Below are 21068 nucleotides of genomic sequence, written 5' to 3'. Positions count from 1 at the left end.
ATATTCCGCTCGATGAGTCTTCTGCGCTTCCGCTCCTTCCTCGCCCCATTGCTGCTGGCATTCGCGCTCACCGGCCTGGGTGCATGGGCACCAGCCGCAGCGCAGGACATCACCACCGAGGCCACGCGCCACGCGCCGCTGGCCTTCACCGCCCTCCCTGCCGACCAGCAGGCGCAACTGGACGAGCTGGAACACCGCACCTTCCAGTTCTTTTGGGACACCACCAATCCGGTCAACGGGCTGGCACCGGACCACTGGCCGGGGCAGTCGTTCTCCAGCATCGCGGCGGTGGGTTTCGGCCTGACGGCCTACGGCATCGGCGCCGAACGGGGCTGGATCAACCGCGACCAGGCGGTCAAGCGAACCCTGGTGACCTTGCGCTTCTTCGCCGACTCGCCGCAGAACGCCAGCGAGGATGACGCCACCGGCTACCGCGGCTTCTACTACCACTTCCTCGACATGCAGACCGGCTTGCGCCACGGTCGCGGCGTCGAGCTGTCCAGCATCGACACCACCTTGCTGCTCGGTGGCGTGCTGTTCGCGCAGTCGTACTACGACCGCGACACGCCGCAGGAAAAAGAGATTCGCGCGCTCGCCGACATGCTCTACAAGCGCGTCGACTGGCCGTGGATGCAGGCACGCCCGCCGCTGGTCAGCATGGGCTGGACCCCCGGCGGCGAGTTCATCCCGCACGACTGGGAGGGCTACAGCGAGGCGAACCTGCTCTACATCCTGGCGCTGGGCTCGCCCACCCATCCGCTGCAGCCCGCGGCGTGGCACGCGTGGACGCGCACCAACCCGCGCTACTGGGGCACGCTCTACGGCGAAACCTTCCTGACCTTCGGGCCGCTGTTCGGCCACCAGTACAGCGCCGCGTGGATCGACTTCCGCGGCATCCGTGACGACTTCATGCGCCAGCACGATTCGGATTATTTCGAAAACGGCCGCCATGCGGTGCTGTCGCAACGCAACTACGCGATCGCCAATCCGGCGGGCTGGACCGGCTACGGCGAGAACCTGTGGGGGCTGACGGCCAGCAACGGCCCGGGCCACTTCGGCATCGTCACGGACGGGCGCGAGCGGCGCTACTTCGGCTACTCCGCGCGCGGCGTGGGCCTGCGCCACGTGGTCGATGACGGTACCATCGCGCCCACGGCAGCGCTGGGCTCGATCGCCTTCGCGCCGGACCTGGTGGTGCCGGAGTTCCTGCACATGAAACAGCGCTACGGCAAATACATCTACGCGAAGTACGGCTTCCGCGACGCGTTCAACCTGACCCTGCGCGATCCCGACGCGCCGCTGCGCACCGGCCTGGTGATTCCCGGCTTCGGCTGGGTCGACACCGAGTACCTGGGCATCGACCAGGGCCCGATCCTGCTGATGCTGGAGAACTGGCGCAGCGGCCTGGTGTGGAAAGTGATGAAGCGCAACCCGTATGTGCGCAAGGGCCTGCAGCAGGCCGGCTTCCGCGGCGGCTGGCTGTCACGGGCGGCGGCCACACCGTGAGCCGGCGGCGCTGGCGACTGCTGGCGCCGGCGCTGTTGCTGGTCGGCATCGCTGCCTGCCGGGGCGATCACGATGATCGCCACACACTGACCTTCTGGGCGATGGGCCGCGAGAGCGAGGCAGTGGCGCAGCTGATGCCGGCGTTCGAGCGCGAACACCCGGACATCCGCGTCGACGTGCAGCAACTGCCGTGGAAGGCGGCGCACCAGAAGCTGCTCACCGCGATCGCCGGCGACACCACGCCGGACGTGGCCCAGTTGGGCAACACCTGGCTCGCCGAGATGTGCGCGCTGGATGCGCTCGAACCGCTGCAGCCGTACGTCGAACGTTCGCGCGTGGTGCAGCCGGCGGATTACTTTCCCGGCACCTGGGCCACCAACCGCATCGACGGCACCCTGGTCGGCATCCCCTGGTATGTCGACACGCGGCTGCTGTTCTACCGCAAGGACCTGCTCGCCGCCGCCGGCTTCGACGCGCCGCCGCGCGACTGGGCTGCCTGGTCGCGGCAGCTGGCCGCGCTGCAGGCGCAGGCCGCGCCCGATCACTACGCGATCCTGCTGCCGACCAACGAGTTCGAGCAGCTGCTGTCGCTGGCCCTGCAGCAGGACGAGCCGCTGCTGCGCGACGGCGGCCGCTACGGCAATTTCGAAAGCGCCGGCTTCAAGCGCGCGCTGGCGTTCTACGTGGAGCGGTTCAAGCGACACGAAGCGCCGCTGCTGGCCAACACCGAAGTGCCCAACCCATGGGCCGAGGTCGGCCGCGGCGTGTACGCGTTCTACTTCTCCGGGCCGTGGAACATCGGCGAGTTCCGCCAACGCCTCCCGGCGTCCCGGCAGGACGAATGGGCGACCGCGCCGCTGCCTGGCCTGCACGGCCCGGGAGCCGGCATCGCCAGCGGCTCCAGCCTGGTCATCTTTCGCCACTCGCCGCGCAAGGCGCAGGCCTGGTTGCTGATCGAATACCTGTCGCGCCCCGAGGTGCAGCAGCAGTTCTACGCGTTGCTGGGCGACATGCCGCCGCGCCGTTCGGCGTGGCGGGGCGACGCGCTGCGTGGCGATCCCGCGGTACAGGCATTCCACGAGCAGCTGGAACGGGTCAAGCCGACCCCGCCGGTGCCGGAATGGGAGCGCATCGTCACCGAGATGCAGCTGGTCGCCGCGCGCGCGGCCCACGGCGAGCTCACCGTGGACCAGGCCGCCGCCGAGATCGACCGCCGCACCGACGCGATCCTGGCCAAGCGGCGCTGGATGCTCGACCGCGCCGGGCGCACGCGATGAGCCGCGCGCGCACCGCCTGGCTGTTCCTCACCCCGGCGCTGCTGGTGCTGGGCGTGTTCTTCTTCGTGCCGGTGCTGGGCGCGCTGGGCCTGAGCCTCACCGATTACGACCTGTACGCGCTGGCCGACATCCGCAACCTGCGCTTCGTCGGCCTGCACAACTATGGGGAGTTGCTGCAGCGGCCGCTGTTCTGGACCGCGCTGGGCAACACGTTCTACTTCGTGGTTGTCGGCGTGCCGCTGTCGATCGGCGCCTCGCTGGGCACCGCGCTGCTGCTCAACTCGCCGCTGGCGCGGATGAAGGCGTTCCATCGCACCGTGCTGTTCGCCCCGGTGGTGACCACCGTGGTGGCGGTGGCGGTGATCTGGCGCTACCTGTTCAACACCAAGTACGGCCTGGTGAACCATGCGCTGGCGATGCTGGGACTGAACCCGGTGGACTGGCTGGGCGACCCGCACTGGGCGATGCCCACGATCATCGCCTTCGCGGTGTGGAAGAACTTCGGCTACAACATGATCATCCTGCTGGCCGGCCTGCAGGCGGTCCCGCCGGAGCTGTACGAGGCGGCGCGCATCGACGGCGCCTCGCGCTGGCGGCAGTTCCGCCACATCACCCTGCCGATGCTGCGGCCGACCATGGTGCTGGTGATGGTGCTCACCGTGGCCGGCTATTTCCAGCTGTTCGCCGAGCCCTACGTGATGACCGAAGGCGGGCCGCTGCAAAGCACCACGAGCGTGCTCTACCTGATGTACGACGACGGCTTCAAGTGGTGGAACTTCGGCGTGGCCTCGGCCGTCGCCTTCGCCTTGTTCGGCATCATCCTGGCGGTGACCATGCTGCTGTTGCGACTGGCGCGACGCGGGGCGGCGGCATGAACCCGCGCCTCGCCCGGTGGCTGGTCAACGGCGCCTTGTTCGGCTGCGCCGCGGTGGCCGTGCTGCCGCTGCTGTGGATGCTGTCGGCCTCGCTGATGCCGGCCGGCAGCGCCAGCTCGCTGCCGCCGCCGCTGCTGCCCGCGCAACCCACGCTGGACAACTACCGTGCGCTGTTCGCCCGTGCCGGCATGGGCCGCTACCTGCTCAACAGCCTGGCGATCTCCGGCGCGATCGCCGCGCTGGCGCTGGTATGCAACCTGATGGCCGGCTACGCCTTCGCCAAGCTGCGCTTCGCCGGGCGCGAGCGCCTGTTCCGCGCGCTGATCGGCGCGCTGCTGATCCCCGCCCAGGTGGCGATGCTGCCGCTGTTCCTGCTGCTGAAATATGCCGGCCTGGTCAACAGCTACGCCGGCGCGATCGTGCCGGGCATGGCCACGCTGTTCGGCATCTACCTGGTGCGCGAGTTCGCCCGCAGCGTGCCGGACGAGTTGCTGGAAGCGGCGCGCATCGACGGCGCCGGCGAGTGGCGCATCTTCGTGCAGATCATGCTGCCGCTGCTCAAGCCGGTGATGGTGACGCTGACCGTGTTCACCTTCCTCGCCGCCTGGAACGATTTCATGTGGCCGCTGATCGTGCTGACCGGCCAGGAGCACTACACCCTGCCACTGGCGCTGGCCTCGCTGGTGCGCGAACACAGCGAGGACACCGAACTGATGATGGCCGGCTCGGTCGTCACCGTGCTGCCGGTGCTGGTGCTGTTCCTGGCGCTGCAGCGGCATTACCTGCAGGGGTTGTTGCTGGGGAGCGTGAAGGGGTGAGAGCGCCCGCTTTAATGGAGTGACGCGCTCCTTGCGTTCGCTCCCTCTGGGAGAGGGGGCGAATGCAAGGAGCGCTTTATCTGATTAGAACCGGCCCGCCCGGAAATCCGTGATCGCCTCGTGGATCTGCGCCTGGGTGTTCATCACGAACGGACCGTAGCGAGCCACCGGTTCGTTCAGCGGCTTGCCGGCGACGACCAGCAGGCGCGAGGGTTTGTCGCCGCCGGCCAGCTGCAATTGTTCGCCATCGGACAGCACGCCCAGCTCGCTGCGTTGCAGCCGTTCGCCACCGACCAGCGCCGATTCGCCCTCGAACACGTAGGCGAAACCGTGGTGGCCGACGGGCAACGCCAGCGCGAACCGCGCACCGGGCTGCAGGCTGACGTCGAGATACACCGGCGCGGTGGCGATGCCTTCGACCGGTCCGGTGGCGCCGGCCAGCTCGCCCGCGATCACCTTGACCTCGACGCCGTCGGCCGGATGCACCACCGGAATCCGCTCCGGGGCGATGTCCTGGTAGCGCGGCGCCGTCATCTTGTCCTTCGCCGGCAAATTCACCCACAGCTGGAAGCCCCACATCAGGCCGTTTTCCTGCTGCGGCATTTCCGAGTGCAGGATGCCGCGGCCGGCGGTCATCCACTGCACGCTGCCCGGCGTGAGGTCGCCGCGGTTGCCATGGTTGTCGCCGTGCCGCATGTGGCCGGCGAGCATGTAGGTGACCGTCTCGAAGCCGCGATGCGGGTGTTCGGGGAAGCCGGCGATGTAGTCATCGGCGCTGTCGGAGCGGAATTCGTCCAGCAACAGGAACGGGTCGAGCATGTCCAGCCCGGGCTGGCCGATGATGCGCTTGAGCTTCACGCCGGCGCCGTCGGAGGTGTCGGTGCCGCGGATGCGGCGGGTGATGGTGCGATCGCTCATGGGGTTCTCCGGCTGGTAAGACATGCCCGCCAAGATGGTCCGATTCGTGCGCCGATCCAAGCGGTGTCACCGGAACGGATCGTTTCGCTGGCGCGACACCGGCTCAGTCGAGCCAACGAAAGGCCCGGCGCAACTCGGCCATGGCGTTGTCCGGAAACCAGCGCCCGTGCGCCAGCACCACGCGCCGCGGCTGCCACGCCAGCATCCGCGCCAGACAAGCGCGTGCCTGGCGTTTGCGACCCAGATAGGTCAGGCGCATGTCCCATGGCGCCTTGCCGTCGGGGTCCAGGACGCCACCCAGCCGTGCCAGCCAGCGCATCGGGCCGTGCAGCCTGTCGAGTTCGAAATTCTCGATCAGGTCGGTGAGGATCAGCGTACCGCTGGCGTCATGCAGGAACACGAATTCCTGCATCACGCGGCTGCCGCGGAAGCACATCTGCTTGATGCTGCCGGCCCAGTCCGGGGGCGGCGCGTCGTCCAGATCGGCGTCGAAATGCACGTCGATGCGCTGGCTGGCCGCACGCTGGCGCACCCCGGGCGAAGCCCACGCCGTGGCGTGGGGGTAGCGCTGCTTCCACGCGGCGATATGGGCGTAATGAAGCAGGTTGGGCGACACCAGATGGCGCACCGGCCCGAGCGCATCGATCGCCTCGAACAGCGCCGCGTCGGGCGCGATCGGCGAGTGGCACCACAGCCCGCCGTCGGGCAACCGCACCACCGTCATGCGGGTGGGAAACGGCATGCGCATGCCGAGCGCCGCCATCGCCACCACCGGGCCGTCGACGATCCAGATGTCGGCGGCAACCGGTTTCAACGTGTCGAGCGGGGTGTACAAGCCGAGTTCCGTCACGAATGACCTCGCCAAATGCAGCAGGAGCCCGCTCGCGGGCGATGGGTTTACTCCGAATCCTGAATCCCGATTCCCGAATCCCGGCCCTCAATGCACCCAGTGACCGCTGCGCTGGCGCGGCGGTGCGGCCTCGCTATCGCTGGCTGGCTGGTGCTGGCGCACCATCGCTTCCACTTCCGCCTCGGTGGCGGGGTTGGCCTGCCAGTACTGGTTCACGGCTTGCAGCACCGCCGGCACCTGGCCCAGGCAGTCGTCGTATTCGTCGTCGCTGAGCTTTTCGAACTCGGCCTCGGCACGCAGGATGCCTTCGTCCACCGCCAGCGCCATCACCGGGCCGAGCAGCTCCATCAGCTGGGGATCTTCAGCCAGGCGGCCTTCCCACAGGGCGGCGCGCAGGTCGATGCCGCGGCTGAAGCCCTCGCACCAGCCGGCGGCCGACAGCATCGGACCGGCCTCGGATTCGACTTCGCCCAGGATCGGCTCGTAGGCATCCACGTCGAGCTCGGCGCTGATCGAATCGTTGAGCTTGGCCAGCAGGGCCAGCACGCGATTGCCTTCGTCCTCATCCTCGAACGGCTCGTGCAGCACCTCGCGCAGCCATTCCTCGGGCAGCACCAGCAGCGGGCCGACGGCCAGCGCCGAGAGCAGGCCGTGCACCCCATCGAGCAGCAGGTCGCCCTCGCCGGTATGCGCGCGCAGGTAGCGGTCCAGTTCGTCCAGTTCGTGGTCGTCCAGCGAGCTCGGCCATTCGTTCTTTGCAGTCATTTCGGTCAGATGTCCAGTTCCAGCGTTACCGGGGTATGGTCGGACGGGCGCTCCCAGCGCCGCGGTTCCCGGTCGATCCCCGCCGCCATGGCGGCCGGTTTCAGGGCGTCGCCGATCAGGATCAGGTCGATGCGCAGGCCCATGTTGCGGCGAAACGCCGCCTGCCGGTAATCCCACCAGCTGTAGTGCCCGGGCGCGGACTCGAACAGCCGGAAGCTGTCGTGCAGGCCCAGGTCGGTGATCGCCTTGAGTGCCTCGCGCTCGGGCGGCGAGCACAGGATGTCCTCGCCCCAGGCCACCGGGTCGTAGACGTCGCGATCGTCGGGGCAGATGTTGAAATCGCCCAGCACCACCAGGTTCGGGTGGCGCTCGTGCTCACGCGCCAGGAACTCGCGCACCCTGGCCATCCAGTCCAGCTTGTAGGCGTATTTCTCGTCGCCGACCGCCTTGCCGTTGACCACGTACAGGTCGACCACGCGCAGCGGGCCGATGGTCGCGGCGAGGATGCGCCGCTGCGGGTCGTCCAGGCCGGGGATGTCGGTAATCACGTCGACCGGCGCCTCACGGGCCAGGATCGCCACGCCGTTGTAGGTCTTCTGGCCCGAATACACGGCCCGGTAGCCGGCAGCGGCCAGCTCGTCGACCGGGAACTTCGCGTCCTCCAGCTTGGTTTCCTGCAGCGCCACGATGTCCGGCTGTGCGTCGGCCAGCCACTGGCCCAGATGCGGCAGGCGCACCTTCAGCGAGTTGACGTTCCAGGAGGCGATTTTCATCGGGATATTGTAAAGGATTGCCCCGATCGGCCCGGCGGGCCGGCTGAACGGTTCGCGCCGATCGCAATACTTCGGTGCAGGAAAGCCACCGAAATCGCGATTTCCAGTGTATGCTGCGCGGGCAAGCCGTCCGGAGCACCCGGTTCACTTGCCCATCTTGCGGTCAAGTGCAATCGCTCCGAGCCGCAAATCATCCATGCTTCAAAGGTAACGTTACATGTCGGATCGTCAGAGCGGTACAGTCAAGTGGTTCAACGACGCCAAGGGTTTTGGCTTCATCACGCCGGAAAGCGGTGATGACCTGTTCGTGCATTTCCGCGCGATCCAGGGCACGGGCTTCAAGTCCCTGCAGGAAGGTCAGCGCGTCACGTTCATCGTCACCAAGGGCCAGAAGGGCCTGCAGGCCGAGGAAGTCCAGGCTGCCTGAGTCGCACAGACTCAGCTCCTGAAGGAAAGCCCGCTTCGGCGGGCTTTTTTTTGCCTTGGGGGCGGGGAATAGGGAATGGGGAATAGGGAATAGGAAGAGCGGCAACGCTTCGCGACCGACCGCTTTTGCGATTCCCTATTCCCTATTCCCCATTCCCGGCCCTTCACGCCAAACCGTAGCTGCGCAGCAGCGCCTCCGGCTCGGGTTTGCGGCCGCGGAAGGCGATGAAGCTCTCCAGCGCCGGGCGGCTGGCGCCGACGGCGAGGAACTCGCGGCGGAAGCGCTCGCCGGTGGCGCGGTCGATCACGCTGCCGCTTTCCCCCGCCTGCTCCTCGAACGCACCGAACGCGTCGGCGCTGAGCAGTTCGGCCCACAGGTAGCTGTAGTAACCGGCCGCGTAGCCGCCGGCGAAGATGTGGCTGAAGCCGTGCGGAAAGCGCTGCCATGCCGGCGGATGCAGCACCGCCACCTGCTTGCGCACCTGCTCCAGCACCGCCAGCGCGCGGGCGCCGCGGGACGGCTCGTACTCCAGGTGCAGCAGAAAATCGAACAACGCGAACTCCAGCTGGCGCACCAGGAACAGGCCGGCGTGGAAATGCCGCGCGGCCAGCATGCGCTCGAACAGCTCGTCCGGCAGCCGCTCGCCGGTCTGCCAGTGGCGCGCGAACAGGTCCAGCGCCTGGCGATTCCAGCCGAAGTTCTCCATGAACTGGCTGGGCAGTTCCACCGCGTCCCATTCCACGCCGTCGATGCCGCCGATCGAGGGCAGCGCGATGCCGGTGAGCAAATGGTGCAGGCCGTGGCCGAACTCGTGGAACAGGGTCAGCACGTCGTCATGGGTGAGCAGTGCCGGCTTGCCCTCGGTGGGCGGGGCGAAGTTGCAGGTGAGGAAGGCCACCGGCCGTTGCTCCTGGCCGCCGTCGTCGAAGCGGGCGCGGCAGACGTCCATCCAGGCGCCGCCGCGCTTGCCGTTGCGCGCGTAGAGATCGACGTAGGCGCCGGCGAACACCTTGCCGGCGGCATCGCGCACGTCGTAGTAGCGCACCTGCGGGTGCCACACGTCGACGTCGTCGCGGGCGGCGAGAGTGATGCCGTAGAGTTTTCCGGCGAGGCCGAACAGGCCGTCGATCACCGCCGGCAGCGGGAAGTACGGCTTGAGCTGCTCCTCGTCCAGTGCGTACTCGCGCTGGCGCAGTTTCTCCGACGCGTAGGCGACATCCCACGGTTCGAGCGTGTCGAGCTTCAGTTCGGCGCGGGCGAACTCGCGAAGGGTGGCCAGTTCGCGCTGCGCGACGGGCTTGGCGCGGGCGGCCAGGTCGTGCAGGAACTCCAGCACCTCGGCCGGCGAGGCGGCCATCTTGGTGGCCAGCGACTCCTCCGCCGCATTGGCGAAGCCGAGCAGGCGCGCAGCTTCGTGGCGCAGGGCCATGATCTTCTCGATGCGCTCGCTGTTGTCGAACTTGCCCGCATCCGGACCCTGGTCCGAAGCGCGGGTCTGGTAGGCCCAGTACACCCGCTCGCGCAGGCCGCGGTGGTCGGCGTAGTTCAGCACGGCCTGCACGCTGGGCTGCTTGAGCGTGACCAGGTAGCCGTCCAGATCCTGATCCTGCGCATACTGGCGCAGCACGGCGAGGCCGGAGGCAGGGATGCCGGCGAGGTCGCGCTCGTCGGTGACGTGTTCGTGCCATGCCTCGCTGGCATCGAGCACCGCGTGGGAGAACTCGGTGGAGAGCCGCGACAGCTCCACCCCGATCTCGCGGAAGCGCGAACGCGCCGGCTCGGCCAGCGCCACGCCGGACAGCCTGAAGTCGCGCAGGGCATGTTCGACCAGCGCGCGCTCCGGCCGCGGCAAGGCGGCGAAATCCGCCGCATCGGCCAGCGTCTGCACCGCCGCGTACAGCGCGCGGTTCTGGCCCAGCTCGATCGCGTGCTCGGTGAGTTTTTCCTCGGCCGGGCCGTAGACCGCGCGCAGCGCTTCGCTGTCGGCCACCGCCTGCAGGTGCGACACCGGTGCCCAGGCCCGCGCCAGGCGCTGCTCCAGCCGTTCCTGGGTCAGCATCACGTGGTTGAAGTCGCGCGGCGCGCCGGGGGCGACCAGCGCGTCGATGGCGGCGCGGTAGTCGGCCAGGATCGCGTCGATCGCCGGTTGGACGTGCTCGGGGCGAATCTGCGAAAACGCCGGCAGGGTGTCGTCGGCCAGCAGCGGATTGTCGGGGCTCATGCGGTCTCCTTTGAGCCGCCAGCGTGGCGATCGCGCCGGGCGAAATCAAGCGCGGCAGCGTGACGAGGCACCGCGCGCCGCTAGAATGCGCCGATGAATTCCCTGCGCAGCTTCAAGGGCATCGCGCCCACGCTCGGCCAACGCGTCTACGTCGACCCCGCCGCCACGGTGATCGGCGACGTGGTGCTCGGCGACGACGTCTCGATCTGGCCCGGCACGGTGCTGCGCGGCGATGTCAACGCCATCCGCGTCGGCGCCAAGACCAGCATCCAGGACGGCGCGGTCGTGCACGTGGCCCACGCCGGCCCGTACGGCCCGGGCTACCCGTGCCTGATCGGCGAGGGCGTCACCATCGGCCATGGTGCGGTGGTGCACGCCTGCACGATCGGCGACTACTGCCTGATCGGCATGCACGCCAGCGTGCTCGACGGCGCGGTGGTGATGCGCCACGGCTTCGTCGGCGCCGGCGCGCTGATCCCGCCGGGCAAGGTGGTCGGCGAGGGCGAGCTGTGGCTGGGCAACCCGGCGAAATGCGTGCGCGTGCTGGGCGAGCGCGAGATCGAGCAGTTGCACTATTCGGCCGGGCATTACGTTCGGCTGAAGGACGTCTACCTGGCGGAGGCCTGATGGGCATCCGTCGCGTGCTGTTCCTGTGCAGCCGCAACCGCCGGCGCAGCCCGACTGCCGAGCGGGTGTTCGGCGCATGGCCGAACCTCGAGGTGGATTCGGCCGGCCTCGCCGACGACGCCGACGTGGTGCTGAGCACGGACCAGCTGGACCGGGCCGAATGGATCGTGGTGATGGAGAGCAGCCATCGCCGGCGCCTGCAGGCGCGCCATCGCGCCCGGCTCAAGGGCAAGAAGATCGTCTGCCTGGACATTCCCGACCGCTACGCCTTCATGCAGGCGGAACTGGTCGCGGCGCTGCTGCGGAAGGCCGGGCCGCTGCTGCGCTGAGCCGGCCTCACATCGCCGCGCCGCGCATGGCGTTCGCCTGGCGGATGCGCTCGGCTTCGGCCTCGTGCTGCCGGGTCAGGATGTTGCGCGCGGCGGACAGTTTGCCGCCGAGCAGGGACAGCGTGAAGTTGTTGCTGTCGAATTCGCGCAGCAGATCGATTTCGCGGCGCGCCTCCTCCAGTTCGTTGCGGTTGATGGTGCGCTCGATCTCCTCCGAGGCGCGGCCGAAGGATTCCCGCAACGCCTCGTGCGCGGTGCGGTCGTGCGGCTCCAGCTGCAGTACGCTGAGGTAGAACTCGAACGCGTTGCTGCCGGCCGGCGCGATCAGGCGGCCGTCGCGCATGGCGTCGCGCGCCAGCCCGAGCAGGATGGCGCGGTCGCTCTGCGCATCGTCGAGCGGTGTCCCGGCCGCTTCGACAGCGGTCGTTCCAGTGGGCGAAGGTGCCGCCACCGGGCCCCGCCGGAAGGTCGCAGCGGCTCCGCCCAACACCAGCAGCAAGACGACGGCAAGCGCGTATCGGTGCGATACGGTGGAAAGAAAGCGGGACATGACACCTGCTGCGCAAACGATGGCCGCGCGCTGGAGTCGTCGTCATCGGCGCGCTCCCGGCGGGTCGCGCCATCCTGCCCGCGCATTGTTTCAGTCGTGTGGCGCGGCGGCGACCGGTGCGCTCAGGCCGTTTGCCGGCGCAAGGTTTGGTACACCGGCTCGGTGTCCGGTCGCTGGCCATGCCACAGCGCGAAGGCGTCGGCCGCGGTTTCCACCAGCATGCCCAGGCCGTCGCAGGCGTAGCGCGCGCCGGCCGCGCGGGCCCAGCCGATGAAACCGGCGGCGGCCTGGCCGTAGGACAGGTCGTAGCACACTGCGCGGCTGCCGAGCAGGGCAAACGGCAGTTGCAGCGCCGCGCCGAGCACGCCAGCCGAGGTGGCGTTGACGATCAGGTCGAAACTGCCGATGGTGGCCAGGTCGTCCCAGTAGCGGGTACGCACCCGCGCCGGCTCGCCAATGGCGTCGGCCAGCGCGTCGGCCGCCGCCGGCGAACGATTGACGATGGTCAGCGATCGCACGCCGGCATCGAGCAGCGGCCAGGCCACCCCGCGCGCTGCGCCGCCGGCACCGAGCAGCAAGGTGTCATGGCCGCGCAGGTCGATCTCGTGGCGTTCGGCCAGATCGCGCACCATGCCGTCGCCGTCGGTGTTGTGCGCCGCCAGACGGCCGTCCTCCAGCCGGGTCAGCACGTTGGCCGTGCCGGCCCGCGTGGCTGCCACGCTGTGCTGGTCGGCCAGCGCGAACGCGGCCGCCTTGTGCGGCAAGGTGACGTTGGCGCCGCGGCCGCCATCGGCGAAGAAGCGCCGCACCGCATCGGCGAAGTCGGCCGGCGGCACGTCGATCGCGCGGTATGCCAGCTCGATGCCGCACTGCTGCGCGAACGCCTGGTGGATCGCCGGCGACAGGCTGTGGCTGATCGGGTGACCGAACACGGCGAACTGGGCGGGCTGCATGGGGGTTCCCTGAGGAGTACTGGCTGCCAGTCTACAAGCCACCCCTCAGCGTGCATGGTCGCAGGCGGTGAGATGAGCGGCAGGCACGCTGGCGGCACTTTCACGGGAGATGCCCCATGCGCACGTCGAGCCCGCTTTCACCGCATCATCCACGCCTGTTTACCGCTGCCAGCACCTGGCTGCTCGGAGGTGGCGTCTTGCTGCTGAGCACCCTGGTGCCGGCGCACACCGCGCTCCTGGGCTGGACGCCCGCGTTCTGGCTGCTGGTCGCGCCCTTGCTGGTGCTGCTGGCGCTGGAACCGGGGCTGCCGCGCCGCTGGCTGGCGCGGCGGCGTCTGCGTGTCGTCCACACCGTTCACGGCGCGGCCTGGCGCTGATGGCTCAGACGGCGCCGCCCTGGCGCTTGCGTTCCATCCGGCGCAGGAATTCGCGCATCACGCGCAGGTACAGTTCGTCGCCGAGATAGGCATCTTCCACGCCGGCGTCGATCGAGGGGTTGTCGTTCACCTCGATCACCACCGGGCGGTTGCCGACCTGCTTGAGGTCGACGCCGTAGAGTCCGTCGCCGACCGGCTGGGTCGCCTTCAGCGCCAGCTTGACCACGGCCACCGGGGCGTCCTTCAACGCGATGGTCTCGAACCCGCCGGACTTTGCCGTGCCGGTGGCGCCGTGGTTGTAGATCTGCCAGTGGCCGCGCGACATGTAGTACTTGCAGGCGTAGATCGCCTCGCGGTTGAACACGCCGATGCGCCAGTCGAACTCGGTGTAGACGTATTCCTGCGCCAGCAGCAATGCGCTGTGCTGGAACAGGCCACTGGCCGCGTGCGCCAGCTCTTGCTCGTCCTCGACCTTGACCACGCCGCGCGAGAACGAGCCGTCCGGGATCTTCAGCACCAGCGGGAACCCGAGCCGCTCGACGACTTCCTTCATGCCCTTGCTGTCGTCGCGATAGAGGATCTCCGTGCGCGGCACCGCCAGTTTGCGCGAGACCATCAGGTCGTTGAGGTAGATCTTGTTGGTGCAACGCAGGATCGAGCTGGGGTCGTCGACCACCACCATGCCTTCCTTCTCGGCGCGGTGGGCGAAGCGGTAGGTGTGGTTGTCGCTGGCGGTGGTTTCGCGGATGAACAGGCCGTCGTACTCGGCCAGCCGCTGGTAGTCGTTCTTGCCGATCGGGTCGACCTCGATGCCCAGCTCCTTGCCGGCGCCGATGAATGCCTTCAGCGCGCGCTTGTTCGACGGCGGCATCTGCTCGGCCGGGTCGACCAGCATGGCCAGGTCGTAGCGGAACTGCTTGCGCGCGCGCGGCTTGCGCCACAGCTTGCGCGAGAAGCGGTCCAGTTCCTCGGCGAAGGCGTCCTCCTGCGCGTCGTCCAGCGAATGCAGGCCGACCGGCTTGATCGAGCTGACCTGCCACACGCGGTCGCGCTCGAACTCGATGCGCAGCAGCGGGCAGGGGAACATCTCGAACACCTGCCGGGCCAGGTCCTGCAGCGCCGGGTAGGCGGTCTCGCCGAAGTACACCAGGATGCCGAAGTCGGTGGTGTCGCGCCCGCCGGCAGGCAGGAAGTGGGTGAGCTTCTGGTTGAGGTCGTCGATGTCCAGGCCGTACAGCGAGCGCCGGCGCAGGTCGTTCACCGTGCGCACCGACGGCATCACCTTGTGCCCGCGCGCCTCGGCCAGCAACGACACGTAGTAGCCGGTGCCCAGGTACTTGTAGCTGCGGCACAGGTTGATCACGTGGGTGCGTTCGTCGTCGGCACCGACCGGCGTGCGCAGATAATCCATTGCGCTCATCACATCAACGGAGGGGTAATACGAGCTCCAGTCGGAGGCTTTCTCGACAACGACGACCAGGCGGGCCATGACACCTCTCGATCCCAAGTGGCATGCGCGGCCGGTCGCGCCCGGGGCGGGCGGCGGCGCAAAGTGCGCAGTCTGGCACAGCGCCGCGACGACACAAGGGATGGCACTGAAGGAGACGTAAATGCCCGCCCGCGCCAGCCTGTGCAGCGCCTGCTAGAGTCCGCGGGATTGCCCTGCCTGATGCCACGGATACCACCCTCGATGCCGTCTTTGCCCGTCACCGCACCGGCGCGCGTGCGCCGCGCGGATCTTTCCGATCTCGACGACCTGGTGACGCTGGAACAAAACGCGTTCGACGGCGACCGCCTGAGCCGGGCGCAATACCGCCGCCACCTGGACAGCGATTCGGCGCAAGTGCTGGTAGCCAGCGGCGGCCGCCACGATTTCTTCGGCAGCGCGGTGCTGTTTTTCCGCAAGCGCAGCCGGGTGGCGCGCGTGTATTCGCTGGCGACGCGACCCGAATCGCGCGGCCTGGGCATCGGCGCGGCGCTGCTGCAGGCGGCCGCGGCCGCCGCGCGACGGCGCGGTTGCGACCGGCTGCGGCTGGAGGTGCGTCCGGACAACGCCGCGGCGATCCGCCTGTACGAGCGCGCTGGCTTCCGCCGTTTCGGCGCGTATCGGCGTTACTACGAGGACGGCACCGACGCCTGGCGCTACGAGCAGGCGCTGGATTGATCGCGTCGCGCGTCAGCCGCCCAGCGGGTGGCGGATGCGCTGCTCAGTGGCGTCGTCCGCCCGCGCCACCAGCGCGCCGGTGCGCATCAGGTTCACCGTGTAGTGGCCGCCGTCGACCAGCGGCAGAAACGCGCCGCTGCCGTAGACCGTGTCGAGTTCCGGCAGCCACGCAGGGTGCGTCTTGCCCAGCTTGACCAGGTCGAACGCACCGGCCGGCTCGAAACTGATCACCGTGCGCGGCGCGGTCATTTCCTGCGCGGGATCGTCGTAGCGGCCGGAGAGCCGATCGAGCCGGTACAGCGGTGGCACGCCGGCCAGCAGCGCGGGCAGCTTCCACTTCAGCACGACCGCCTCGACGCGCCAGGCATCGCCGGCCAGTTCGACCTCGCGCGTGCTGCCGTCGGGCCAGGTCAGGTTGAGCGCCCAGCGCTGCGGCGACAGGATGCGCGCGTCGATCTCGACCACCGACGCCTCCTCGCCCAGCAGGTGGTAGCCACGCAGCGCGGCGCCGGTGCCGGCCAGCAACAGTGTGAGCGCAAACGCCGCCACGCACAGCAGCGCCCGCCAGCTGGCCGCTGCGCGACGACGCGCCTGCAGGTGCCGGCGCAGCATCACCAGCTGCGCGAGGGTGACCAGCGCGAACACCGCGGCCAGCACCAGCAGCACCGTCATCGGCATGCGCAGCAAGGCGCTCCAGTCCATCGCATCCACCCTCGTCGTCGCGCGGCACGCGCCGCCGCCCCATGATAGCCGGCGCACCGCGGGTGCCTCGCTATACTGGCCACTTGCTGAGGAACCCCGCCATGCGCCGATCCCTGTTGTTGCTGCCGCTCGCCCTCGTCGTCGCCCTGCTTGCCGGCTGCGGCAACAAGGGACCGCTGGTGCTGCCGCCGGCACGAACCGCGCCGCCGCCGACACCGGCCACCAGCGCACCGGCACCGGCGATGCCGGCCAGCGTGGCCGCGGATGCTTCCGGCGAGCACTGAGATGGCGCCGGCGCCACTGCGCTTTTCCAAGATGCACGGCAGCGGCAACGACTTCGTCGTGCTGGACTGCCGGCGGCAGGCGTTCGCGCTCGACGCGGTGCAGATCCGCGCGCTGGGTGATCGCCACACCGGCGTGGGCTTCGACCAGCTGCTCAGCGTGGAGCCGGCGCGCGATCCGTCGTGCGCGTTCTACTACGGCATCTGGAACACCGACGGCTCGCCGTCAGGCCAGTGCGGCAACGGCGTGCGCTGCGTGGCGGCGTGGTTGCATCGTGCCGGCGCGCTGGCGCTGGACCAGGCGGTGCGCATCGAGAGTCCGTCCGGCCCGGTGACGGTGCGCGTGCTCGCACCCGACCAAGTCACCGTAGACATGGGCGAGCCGATCTTCGAACCGGCGCGGATTCCGTTCGCGGCCGCGGCGACGGCCGCGCATTACCCGATCGAGGTCGGCGGCGACACGCTGGACATCGGCGCCGTCTCGATGGGCAATCCGCATGCGGTAGTGACGGTCGATGACCTGGCCGATCCCGCGCTGGAACGGCTCGGCCCGCTGCTGACCCGGCATCCGCGCTTCGCCGAAGGCGCCAACACCGGCTTCGTGCAGCGGCTGGACCGCAGCCACCTGCGCCTGCGCGTGCACGAGCGCGGCGCCGGCTGGACCCGCGCCTGCGGCACCGGGGCCTGCGCCGCGATGGCGGTGCTGCACCGGCGCGGCGAAGTGGATGAGCGCGTCGCGGTGGCGCTGCCCGGCGGCAGCCTGCGCATCGACTGGGCCGGCGCCGGCCATGCGCTCTGGATGACCGGCCCGGCGGCCTTCGTTTTCGAGGGCGAATGGGCGCTTCCCCGCGTCGAACCGCCGCCGGCCGGTTGAAGCCCGCGCGCGTCCATCGCACACTGCGGCAGGCAAGCCCCGCCCGCCCCGCTCCAGGATCTCCGCGCATGACCGCTACCCTGCTCGACGACGCCACCCAGGCCCGCGTGGTCGCCGCCTACCTGAAGCGGCACCCGGAATTCCTCAGCGAGTACCCCGAGCTTGCCGCCAAGCTGACCATGCCGCCGCGCGAGAGCGGCGGCGCGGTGGCCTCGCTGGCGGTCTACCAGATGCAGAGCTTGCGCGACAAGAACGCCGAGCTGGAGCGGCGGCTGGCCGAACTGGTCGAGATCGCCGCCGAGAACGAGAAGCTGATGGAGCGCGTGCACGGCCTGACCGTGGCGCTGCTGCGCGCCAGCACGATGGAGGTCACTGCACGCACGGTGATCGCACGGCTCAGCGCGGATTTCCACACCGAGCGCGTGAGCCTGCTGCTGTTCGGGGCCGAACCCAAGCTGCCGCGCGCCGACTGGCTGCAGCAGATCGCCGGCGGCGCGGCGGCGCTGCCCGAGTTCGCCGATTTCCTGCACAAGGGCGAGCCCAGCTCCGGCCGCCTGTCGGCCGACAAGCTGGCGCGGCTGTTCGGCGAGCACGCGACCGGACTGCAGTCGGTGGCGTTGATCCCGCTGGGCGACGCCGGCATGCTGGCCATCGGCAGCGCCGACCCGAACCGCTTCCAGCCGGGCATGGGCACGCTGTTCCTGAGGATGATCTCCGCCACCATCACCGCCGCGCTGGCGCGCTCGCGGGATGTCTCCTGAGCCGGTAGTGACCCCGGCCGGCCAAGTCGATGCCTGGCTGGCCCGCCTCGCCGGCGAACGCCACGCCTCGCCGCACACCGTCGCCGGCTATCGGCGCGACCTGGACAAGCTGCTGCGCTTCATGGCGGCAGGTCAGGTAGGCACCTTCGAAGCACTCGACGGCGCGCGCATGCGCGCGTTCATCGCCGGCGAACATCGCGCGGGGCTGGCGCCGAAGAGCCTGCAGCGCCTGCTCTCTTCCTGCCGCAGCCTGTTCCGCCAGCTCGGTCGCGAGGGCACGCTGAGCCACGATCCGCTGCTCGGCGTGCGCGGCCCCAAGGTGCGCCGCAAGCTGCCGCAGGTGCTCGACGTGGACGAGGCCACCGCGCTGGTGGAGACCGACAGCGGCGGCAAGCTCGCCGTGCGCGACCGCGCGATGCTGGAGCTGTTCTACTCCAGCGGCCTGCGCCTGTCCGAGCTGTGCGGCCTGCGCTGGCTCGACCTCAAGCTCGACGACGGCGAGGTGCGCGTGCTGGGCAAGGGCAGCAAGACGCGCATCGTGCCGGTCGGCCGCCACGCCGTGGCCGCGCTTCGTGCGCTCGGCGCCGAGCAGGGCATGCCGCCGGACGGCCCGGTATTCCGCGGCCGCGGCGGCGCGCCGATCCATCCACGCACGATTCAGTTGCGCATGAACACCCTCGCGCTGCAGCAGGGCATCCCGAAACACATCCATCCGCATCTGCTCAGGCACACCTTCGCCAGCCACATGCTGGAATCCTCCGGCGACCTGCGCGCGGTGCAGGAGCTGCTCGGCCACGCCGACATCGCCACCACCCAGATCTACACCCACCTGGATTTCCAGCATCTGTCCAAGGTGTACGACGCGGCGCATCCGCGGGCCAAAAGGAAGCCGTAGGAGCGCACCCTGTGCGCGATGCTCTTGCCGTCACCTGACGAAGAGCGGTCGCGCACGGGGTGCGCTCCTGCCGGCGGCGTGTTGAAGCCTTGCCCGACCACCCCCATGTCGTGCGCTCAACCCATGGAGCTTCATATGGAATCCTTCCACGCCACCACCATCGTCTGCGTGCGCCGCGACGGCCGCGTCGTGATCGGCAGCGACGGCCAGGTCACGCTGGGCAACACGGTGATGAAGGGCAACGCGCGCAAGGTGCGCCGGCTCGGCAAGACGGGCGAGGTGGTGGCCGGTTTCGCCGGCGCCACTGCCGACGCCTTCACCCTGTTCGAACTGTTCGAGCAGAAGCTCGAGAAGCACAACAACAACCTCACCCGCGCCGCGGTGGAAATGGCCAAGGAATGGCGCACCGACCGCCGCTTCGGCCGACTGGAGGCGATGCTGGCGGTAGCCGACAAGGAAACCTCGCTGCTGATCTCCGGCAACGGCGACGTGGTGGAACCCGAGCACGGGCTGATCGCGATCGGCTCTGGCGGCCCGTTCGCCCAGTCCGCCGCGATGGCCCTGCTGGAAAACACCGACCTGGACGCCCGCACCATCGTCGAGAAGGCGCTGAAGATCGCCGGCGACATCTGCATCTACACGAACCACAACGTGTCGATCGAGGAGCTGGGAATGGGGAATGGGGAATAGGGAATAGACAAGCCCGACATTCCCGCAAGCCCACGCTCTTCCCATTCCCTATTCCCCATTCCCTATTCCCTGCGAAGCCAGCCCATGTCCGAACTCACCCCCCGCGAAATCGTCAACGAACTCGACCGCTACATCATCGGCCAGCACGACGCCAAGCGTGCGGTGGCGGTAGCGCTGCGCAGCCGCTGGCGACGCATGCAGTTGCCGGTGGAGATGCGCAACGAGATCACCCCGAAGAACATCCTGATGATCGGGCCCACCGGCGTGGGCAAGACCGAGATCGCGCGGCGGCTGGCGACGCTGGCGAACGCGCCGTTCGTGAAGGTCGAGGCGACCAAGTTCACCGAGGTGGGCTACGTCGGCAAGGACGTCGAGTCGATCATCCGCGACCTGGCCGACGGCGCCTACAAGCTGACCCGCGAGCAGGCGATCAAACGCGTGCGTTCACAGGCCGAGGACCGCGCCGAGGATCGCATCCTCGATGCGCTGCTGCCGCGCCGGCAGTCCCCGCCGACCGACTGGAGCCACGACGCACCGGCCGCTCCCGCCATCGACAGCGACACCCGCCAGAAGCTGCGCAAACAGCTGCGCGAGGGCGCGCTGGACGAGCGCGAGATCGAGCTGGATTTCGCCATGAACGTGGGCGTGGAGATCATGTCGCCACCGGGCATGGAGGAGATGGGCGCGCAACTGCGCCAGATGTTCCAGAACCTGGGCGGCGCCAAGACCCAGACCCGCAAGCTCGCGATCAAGGCGGCCCGCCCGCTGCTGATCGACGAGGAGGCCGGCAAGCTGCTCAACGACGAGGAGATCCGCGCCCAGGCGATGGAGAACGCCGAGCAAAACGGCATCGTCTTCATCGACGAGATCGACAAGGTGGCCCAGCGCAGCGACCACGGCCACGCCGGGGTCAGCCGCGAGGGCGTCCAGCGCGACCTGCTGCCGCTGGTGGAAGGCTCCACCGTCTCGACCAAGTACGGCCCGATCAAGACCGACCACATGCTGTTCATCGCCTCCGGCGCGTTCTCGCTGGCCAAGCCCTCGGACCTGATCCCCGAGCTGCAGGGCCGCCTGCCGATCCGGGTCGAGCTCTCCGCGCTCAGCGTGGACGACTTCAAGCGGATCCTGCGCGAGCCGAACAACGCGCTGACCAAGCAGTACGTGGCACTGCTCGGCACCGAGGGCGTCACCATCGAGTTCGCCGACTCCGGCATCGACCGCCTGGCCGAGGTGGCGTTCCAGGTGAACGAGCGCACCGAGAACATCGGCGCCCGCCGGCTGCACACCGTGATGGAGCGTCTGCTGGAAAAAATCTCCTTCGAAGCTGCGGATAAGTCCGGCGAAAAATACAAGATCGACGCCCAACATGTAGACAACTCCCTCGCCAACCTGGTTCGTGACGAGGATCTCAGCCGCTACATCCTGTAAAGCCGGC

24 protein-coding genes are annotated in these 21068 nt (G+C 68.9%); 15 read left to right on the top strand and 9 right to left on the bottom strand.

The window, feature by feature from the left end:
- Window positions 1–12: 12 nt before the first annotated feature.
- Genes ACVCL9_RS14005 through ACVCL9_RS13990 form a run of 4 tightly spaced genes read left to right on the top strand, consistent with a single transcriptional unit; the run spans window position 13 to window position 4476 of the window.
- Window positions 13–1506: a glucoamylase family protein gene (locus ACVCL9_RS14005; protein ID WP_447097673.1), complete on the top strand. Its 1494-nt coding sequence runs from the start codon at window positions 13–15 to the stop codon at window positions 1504–1506.
- The gene (locus ACVCL9_RS14000; RefSeq protein ID WP_447097674.1) at window positions 1503–2783 is read left to right on the top strand and encodes a sugar ABC transporter substrate-binding protein; all 1281 of its coding nucleotides are present in this window, start codon (window positions 1503–1505) and stop codon (window positions 2781–2783) included. The genes ACVCL9_RS14005 and ACVCL9_RS14000 overlap by 4 nt, the downstream gene beginning before the upstream one ends.
- Window positions 2780–3658 (top strand): carbohydrate ABC transporter permease, encoded by an 879-nt coding sequence (locus ACVCL9_RS13995; protein WP_447097675.1) that lies wholly within the window; start codon window positions 2780–2782, stop codon window positions 3656–3658. Before ACVCL9_RS14000 ends, ACVCL9_RS13995 begins: the two co-directional genes overlap by 4 nt.
- The gene (locus ACVCL9_RS13990) at window positions 3655–4476 is read left to right on the top strand and encodes a carbohydrate ABC transporter permease (RefSeq protein WP_395120795.1); all 822 of its coding nucleotides are present in this window, start codon (window positions 3655–3657) and stop codon (window positions 4474–4476) included. Before ACVCL9_RS13995 ends, ACVCL9_RS13990 begins: the two co-directional genes overlap by 4 nt.
- A gap of 84 nt (window positions 4477–4560) precedes the next feature.
- On the opposite strand, the gene ACVCL9_RS13985 is transcribed toward ACVCL9_RS13990, so the two are convergent.
- The 4 genes from ACVCL9_RS13985 to xth form a co-directional block, all read right to left on the bottom strand.
- Complete coding sequence (locus ACVCL9_RS13985) at window positions 4561–5394, bottom strand: pirin family protein (protein WP_447097676.1); 834 nt, start codon at window positions 5392–5394, stop codon at window positions 4561–4563.
- Window positions 5395–5497: 103 nt separating this feature from the next.
- Window positions 5498–6244, bottom strand: a complete 747-nt coding sequence (locus ACVCL9_RS13980) for a DUF4336 domain-containing protein (RefSeq protein WP_447097677.1) — start codon at window positions 6242–6244, stop codon at window positions 5498–5500.
- Window positions 6245–6331: 87 nt separating this feature from the next.
- Entirely contained in the window at window positions 6332–7009 is a 678-nt protein-coding gene (locus ACVCL9_RS13975) for a YecA/YgfB family protein (protein WP_395120790.1), read from the bottom strand.
- A 5-nt stretch (window positions 7010–7014) separates the two neighbouring features.
- Entirely contained in the window at window positions 7015–7782 is a 768-nt protein-coding gene (gene xth, locus ACVCL9_RS13970) for an exodeoxyribonuclease III (protein WP_447097678.1), read from the bottom strand.
- A 217-nt stretch (window positions 7783–7999) separates the two neighbouring features.
- Between xth and ACVCL9_RS13965 the strand changes: the two genes are divergently transcribed.
- Window positions 8000–8209, top strand: coding sequence for a cold-shock protein (locus ACVCL9_RS13965; RefSeq protein WP_008438719.1), 210 nt, complete (start codon window positions 8000–8002; stop codon window positions 8207–8209).
- A gap of 163 nt (window positions 8210–8372) precedes the next feature.
- Here ACVCL9_RS13965 and ACVCL9_RS13960 read toward each other — a convergent pair whose 3' ends face one another.
- Entirely contained in the window at window positions 8373–10430 is a 2058-nt protein-coding gene (locus ACVCL9_RS13960; RefSeq protein WP_447097679.1) for a M3 family metallopeptidase, read from the bottom strand.
- A gap of 93 nt (window positions 10431–10523) precedes the next feature.
- On the opposite strand from ACVCL9_RS13960, the gene ACVCL9_RS13955 reads away from it, so the two are divergent.
- Window positions 10524–11057, top strand: a complete 534-nt coding sequence (locus ACVCL9_RS13955; protein ID WP_447097680.1) for a gamma carbonic anhydrase family protein — start codon at window positions 10524–10526, stop codon at window positions 11055–11057.
- Window positions 11057–11386 (top strand): low molecular weight protein tyrosine phosphatase family protein, encoded by a 330-nt coding sequence (locus tag ACVCL9_RS13950; protein ID WP_447097681.1) that lies wholly within the window; start codon window positions 11057–11059, stop codon window positions 11384–11386. Before ACVCL9_RS13955 ends, ACVCL9_RS13950 begins: the two co-directional genes overlap by 1 nt.
- A gap of 7 nt (window positions 11387–11393) precedes the next feature.
- Here the strand turns inward: ACVCL9_RS13950 and ACVCL9_RS13945 are convergent, their stop codons facing one another.
- Together ACVCL9_RS13945 and aroE are read right to left on the bottom strand one after the other, a co-directional pair.
- Window positions 11394–11936, bottom strand: coding sequence for an energy transducer TonB (locus ACVCL9_RS13945; protein ID WP_447097682.1), 543 nt, complete (start codon window positions 11934–11936; stop codon window positions 11394–11396).
- 122 nt (window positions 11937–12058) lie between these two features.
- Window positions 12059–12889, bottom strand: a complete 831-nt coding sequence (gene aroE / locus ACVCL9_RS13940; RefSeq protein ID WP_447097683.1) for a shikimate dehydrogenase — start codon at window positions 12887–12889, stop codon at window positions 12059–12061.
- Between the two features lie 116 nt (window positions 12890–13005).
- On the opposite strand from aroE, the gene ACVCL9_RS13935 reads away from it, so the two are divergent.
- The gene (locus ACVCL9_RS13935) at window positions 13006–13266 is read left to right on the top strand and encodes a hypothetical protein (protein ID WP_447097684.1); all 261 of its coding nucleotides are present in this window, start codon (window positions 13006–13008) and stop codon (window positions 13264–13266) included.
- Window positions 13267–13270: 4 nt separating this feature from the next.
- Here the strand turns inward: ACVCL9_RS13935 and ACVCL9_RS13930 are convergent, their stop codons facing one another.
- Window positions 13271–14755 (bottom strand): RimK family protein, encoded by a 1485-nt coding sequence (locus tag ACVCL9_RS13930; protein WP_395120778.1) that lies wholly within the window; start codon window positions 14753–14755, stop codon window positions 13271–13273.
- A 201-nt stretch (window positions 14756–14956) separates the two neighbouring features.
- Here ACVCL9_RS13930 and ACVCL9_RS13925 point away from each other — a divergent pair, with 201 nt between their 5' ends.
- A complete protein-coding gene (locus ACVCL9_RS13925) occupies window positions 14957–15430 on the top strand; it encodes a GNAT family N-acetyltransferase (protein ID WP_447097685.1) in 474 nt (157 codons plus the stop codon).
- A 12-nt stretch (window positions 15431–15442) separates the two neighbouring features.
- On the opposite strand, the gene ACVCL9_RS13920 is transcribed toward ACVCL9_RS13925, so the two are convergent.
- Window positions 15443–16132, bottom strand: a complete 690-nt coding sequence (locus tag ACVCL9_RS13920; protein WP_395120776.1) for a hypothetical protein — start codon at window positions 16130–16132, stop codon at window positions 15443–15445.
- A 101-nt stretch (window positions 16133–16233) separates the two neighbouring features.
- Between ACVCL9_RS13920 and lptM the strand changes: the two genes are divergently transcribed.
- The 6 genes from lptM to hslU all read left to right on the top strand — a co-directional run bounded on the left by lptM (window position 16234) and on the right by hslU (window position 21061).
- Entirely contained in the window at window positions 16234–16416 is a 183-nt protein-coding gene (gene lptM, locus ACVCL9_RS13915) for an LPS translocon maturation chaperone LptM (RefSeq protein ID WP_395120775.1), read from the top strand.
- Window position 16417: 1 nt separating this feature from the next.
- Window positions 16418–17287, top strand: a complete 870-nt coding sequence (dapF, locus tag ACVCL9_RS13910) for a diaminopimelate epimerase (RefSeq protein ID WP_447097686.1) — start codon at window positions 16418–16420, stop codon at window positions 17285–17287.
- 68 nt (window positions 17288–17355) lie between these two features.
- Window positions 17356–18048: a DUF484 family protein gene (locus tag ACVCL9_RS13905; RefSeq protein WP_395120773.1), complete on the top strand. Its 693-nt coding sequence runs from the start codon at window positions 17356–17358 to the stop codon at window positions 18046–18048.
- A gap of 7 nt (window positions 18049–18055) precedes the next feature.
- Window positions 18056–18943, top strand: coding sequence for a tyrosine recombinase XerC (locus ACVCL9_RS13900; RefSeq protein ID WP_447099503.1), 888 nt, complete (start codon window positions 18056–18058; stop codon window positions 18941–18943).
- 135 nt (window positions 18944–19078) lie between these two features.
- Window positions 19079–19633: an ATP-dependent protease subunit HslV gene (gene hslV, locus ACVCL9_RS13895; RefSeq protein WP_447097687.1), complete on the top strand. Its 555-nt coding sequence runs from the start codon at window positions 19079–19081 to the stop codon at window positions 19631–19633.
- 84 nt (window positions 19634–19717) lie between these two features.
- Complete coding sequence (gene hslU, locus ACVCL9_RS13890; RefSeq protein WP_447097688.1) at window positions 19718–21061, top strand: ATP-dependent protease ATPase subunit HslU; 1344 nt, start codon at window positions 19718–19720, stop codon at window positions 21059–21061.
- Window positions 21062–21068: the final 7 nt, after the last annotated feature.

It is taken from the genome of Rhodanobacter sp. UC4438_H5, assembly GCF_052978405.1.
Note: the sequence above shows the minus strand (reverse complement) of the source record. Positions and strands in the feature narration are given on the sequence as shown.